Here is a 3,664-nt window from a genome sequence, read left to right on the forward strand (position 1 = left end):
ACTGCGGCCGCTCACCAACGACCGTTGTGCGGCACTGCAGTTTCTGGAAGGGAATCCAAAGGGCTGGGCACCCCACCACCCCCGACCTTGAGAACGTGGGTGTAGATCATGGTGGTAGCGACATCAGAGTGACCGAGCAGTTCCTGGACCGTCCGGATGTCGTAACCTGATTGAAGCAGATGAGTCGCGAACAAATGCCGTAGCGTGTGCGGCGACACAGGTCTGGTCACGTCAGCGGCCTGGGCCGCGAGTATGAAAACACGTTGGAAGGTCTGGTCGTACATGTGATAGCTTCGGACAATCCTGTTGCGAGGGTCCGCCCCCCTTCATCAAGGTCCGCCGACTGCGAGAGCTTGTGGGGCCTAGTGTGAGAGCTGTCTTGCGCCCGCCTTGCGTGGACGCAGGGAGCCGCGCAGCGGTTTCTAGATGGTTGGGCCGGCGATCAGCAGGTTCTATACAACTGCGACGTAATGGAGTTACGCCACAATTGGAGGAAATAAATCAGGAGAACTCGCTAGTGGCAGAAGCGCCGGACACGCCGTTCGAAAAGTTGCTCGACCCAATCGACGGGCTCGACAACGTCCTAAAAGAGGTGGATTCCAGCCCCAGGCTCGAACAGCCCCGTTTGCTGTTTCTGAGGTTTCGACAGCAAGACCCTGAACTCGACGCGCTCGCCGAGCTGTTGACCGATCTGCTGGTCGAATACGCCATCCCGTTGAACAAGCGACAGCAGGCAAACGTCGCCGGCAGTAACTCGGCAACTAGGGGCAACACGGTCATGCATGTTCGCTTGTACCGCGAAGCCAAGCGACTGCTCATCGAATACGAGAAGGCCAATCAAGGACGGTACGGCGAACTTGGGGAGTTGCTGTCGTATGCCCTGGCCGTGCACTACCTCGGCGCCGCGCAGATCGGGTCCAAGATGGCCCTCAAGACATCCCAGGGGATGCCCGTTCACGGCGTCGACGGGCTGCATGTGAAGGCCAATTCCGATGGGACTGTCACGTTTTTTGTACTCGAGTCCAAGGTGATGCCAGATGCTACCGATGCGTCCAGAGACATGGTCGCGTCGATTGCGGACTACCGGGCCGACCGCTCCAAAAAACTCAACGAGCTCAGGCTGGTGACTGACCTGTCGAACCTTGACTCGCTGATAGGTGAGCAACGCGAAGCAGCCAAGTCATTCTTCAATGCGTACCAGGGAAACGGCAATCATCTCAAGCGACGTGACGTTCATGTTGGCAGCTTGGTGTTTAGTGAATCTGCGTATCAGGATCGACTCCCGATGGACCTCACAAAGCCCATCACGATCCATGAAGAGCACCTAGAGAAGCTGTACAAGGCCAAGCACGACCGCTTCAAAGAAAACCTTGAGCGACAGGCCGCTGCGAAAAGTCTCGACCTTGGAAACTGCATCGTTTTCTTGGTGGCCGTTCCGGACATCAACGAACTGAAACGCGCTTTTGCGGAGCTCAACAAATGACAAGCTTTGCATCAGAACTCGCCGCTGACATCCGCCATCAGCCCGCGTTTTGGGAGGACCTGGCCTCGCTGCGAGCCGTGGGCATTCGCGCTACTTTGATGTCCACAAGGGCGCAGGCCTTGTTTGCTGAAGCGCCTACTATCAACGGACCCAACCTCACCGACGACGCTCTTGTCAGGCTTTTGAACTCGGCGAGCGTCTTTGCCCAAGCAGCCGATGAAGGTAGCCAAGACCTCGCGCAGCAAATCGCAGTCTTTGCGTCTCTCGCGTCCGCAGATGACGACATCCTCGATGCAGCGGTCCATATCCTGACGAGCCTCGGGAATTTTCCTGGCTTGGCGAAGCTTCGGGGGGCGAGTTCGGTGACGCTGGGGCTTCAAGCCCGCATGCGAAACGCCCTACTGCGCGAATTGAACTCGGTCGACATGGCTGGGAAGAGGGTTGCCCTTACTGAGTTCCAGCTCGACGTCTGGGAAAGCTTGCGAACAAAGTTCTCGACGGCAATATCGGCACCGACATCAGCCGGCAAGTCGTACGTCGTGATGGAGTATCTCTGTGAGAACGCCATCGCTGCCGACCAGTTCGTCGCGCTGTATATCGCCCCTACGCGCGCGCTGCTGGCCGAGGTTCAGGGCAAGCTTGAGAAGCGTCTCGCCTCGGTTGGCAACAAGCTTAGAGTCACAACCGTGCCGGTGCTCGACCCGGAGCAGCGACCGAAGCAGATTTACGTCCTTACCCAGGAAAGGGCTCAGCTGCTGCTCTCCGCCGTCGACGTCAGCGGCCTGATAGACCTAGTCATCATCGACGAGGCTCAGGCTATTGGCGACGACAGTCGAGGCATGATCTTGCAGGATGCAGTTGAAAAGGTTCGCGCCGGAAATCCGGATGCGCGCTTTCTGTTCCTCGCTCCGGGCGCCAGCGGATTTGGGCTCGTCGGAGACAGCGTTGGGCTTCCGAACCTGGATGTGAAGGAAACCGGACTGTCGCCGGTGGTCCAGAATCGCATCAGCGTTCGATTCCCCATCGAGAACGAGCACCTGGTGGAGCTTGACCTAGTGACCGCAGAGCGGCTTGAGCGTATTGGCTCCTACACTTTTGAGCGCGGCTTTGCTCTCACGGAGGACGCCAAGCTCGCGGCAGTGGCCGAAGAGTTCGGCGCGTCGGGGCGGTCGCTGGTTTATGCCACGGGAGCAAAGAACGCCGAAGACCTGACGGCTCTGATAGCTCTGAATCGGAAAGACAAGGAATCGACGTCTCTCAAGGAGCTGGCGAAGTTCATCGAGCAGCATGTCCACAAGCAGTATTCCCTCGCCCGCTTTGTGCGTCGCGGAGTGGCTTTCCACTACGGGAACATGCCCAGCCTTCTTCGCGAAGGTATTGAGGCAAGCTTTCGCGATGGCAAACTCGACTACCTTTGCTGCACGACCACGCTGTTCCAGGGCGTCAATTTGCCAGCCCGAAATGTCTTCATCGACACCCCGACGCGCGGGAACAAGGGCGAGCCGCTAGATGAAGCAGCACTTTGGAATTTCGCGGGTCGAGCCGGCCGCCTTGGTGAGGAGGTCGTTGGCAATGTCTTCCTGGTCAACTACGAGAACTGGGAAACCAAGCCCCTGACGACACGTAAGCCCTTCGCGCTGAAGGTCGCGTTCAAGGATGCCATCGAGGATTGCTTTGACGACGTTGTCAGTGTGCTTGAGGTCGCCAGCCAACCAAAGCCAGGTGAGGACCGAAAGCGCGCAGATGAACGTATCACTGCGGCGGCCGGGCTCGTCCTCTTCCGGGCCGCGCAGGGCAACCTGCAGTCCCTTCTAGACCGAGCGAACCTGACGCTCACGCAGCCCCAAAGAACAAAGCTTTCAGCAAGCGCTGACCTTGCGCTCGCCCAGCTAGGGCTTCCGACGGCGGTCCTGACGAGCAGCTGGATGGTTGATCCTGTGGCGCTGGCCAGCTTGTTACAGCGACAGAAGGAGCTTATTCGAAAGGGTGAGTTTCAAAAGGTGCTGCCAGTGAATCCGTCGACCGATGCGTACACGGTCTACAACAGCATCTTCCGCCGTATGTACAAGCAGCTCGGCGGCATGAGGCGTGGTGGCGAGCAAGGCAAGGGGGCGCGAGGCTATGTCAGCTACGTCACCATGACTGCCCTCAAGTGGATGCGGGGCGAGCCGCTCACGCAGC

General features: G+C 58.6%; 2 protein-coding genes and 1 pseudogene. 2 read left to right on the forward strand and 1 reads right to left on the reverse strand.

Annotated features, from left to right (window positions below):
- Positions 1-11: 11 nt before the first annotated feature.
- Positions 12-317: pseudogene (locus AAHB17_RS24295) on the reverse strand (tyrosine-type recombinase/integrase); the annotation flags it as partial.
- 200 nt (positions 318-517) lie between these two features.
- Here AAHB17_RS24295 and AAHB17_RS24300 point away from each other — a divergent pair.
- Positions 518-1,483 carry a HamA C-terminal domain-containing protein gene (locus tag AAHB17_RS24300; protein WP_342133637.1) on the forward strand — a complete coding sequence of 322 codons (966 nt, stop codon included), beginning with the start codon at positions 518-520 and terminating at the stop codon, positions 1,481-1,483.
- On the forward strand, positions 1,480-3,664 hold a 2,185-nt coding region (locus AAHB17_RS24305), incomplete at its 3' end, for a DEAD/DEAH box helicase (protein WP_342133638.1). The genes AAHB17_RS24300 and AAHB17_RS24305, both read left to right, overlap by 4 nt.

The sequence above is a fragment of the Hydrogenophaga sp. OTU3427 genome (assembly GCF_038440225.1).
Lineage (GTDB): Bacteria > Pseudomonadota > Gammaproteobacteria > Burkholderiales > Burkholderiaceae_C > Hydrogenophaga.